This is a genomic window from Gemella haemolysans (assembly GCF_028308085.1).
GTDB classification, from domain to species: domain Bacteria; phylum Bacillota; class Bacilli; order Staphylococcales; family Gemellaceae; genus Gemella; species Gemella haemolysans_D.
Genome location: NZ_JAQMFS010000023.1, coordinates 1 through 440, shown reverse-complemented (window position 1 = coordinate 440; position 440 = coordinate 1). Strand labels below are relative to the sequence as shown.

At 29.5% G+C, this 440-nt stretch carries 1 protein-coding gene; it reads right to left on the bottom strand.

The genetic code is table 11. From position 1 onward, the window contains the following. The coding region (locus PNO30_RS01520) for a transposase (protein WP_271986895.1) at window positions 1–440 on the bottom strand (440 nt) is incomplete at both ends.

Below are 440 nucleotides of genomic sequence, written 5' to 3'. Positions count from 1 at the left end.
GTTCTATGGTCTAAATACATAAAACCTTCTTCTTTATGGTCTCTGTGATAATATCCACTATCCGGATCGGTAGTGTTAATTTTCTGCTTTTTTACAACTTGTTCCTCTTTGTACTCAAAAGGCTTTTTTCCTTTTTTGTTTCTCTCTTCATTTATTTCTTTTTCTAAATCTAATTTTCTTTTTTTTATTTTTGTAGTTACTTCAACTTTGAATTTCTTTTTATTTGCGTTGGCTTTAATATGTGTTGAATCAGTAAAAAACTCATTACCACCTACTAGTTTCTTTTCTATTGCTTGATTTACTATATTAATAAATATTTGTTCGAACACATCAGTTCCTTGGAAACGTCGAATATAGTTTTGTGAAAATGTAGAGTAGTGTGGAACTGGTTTAGAAAATGGTATCCCTAAAAACCATCTAAATGCAGCATCTGTTTCTAT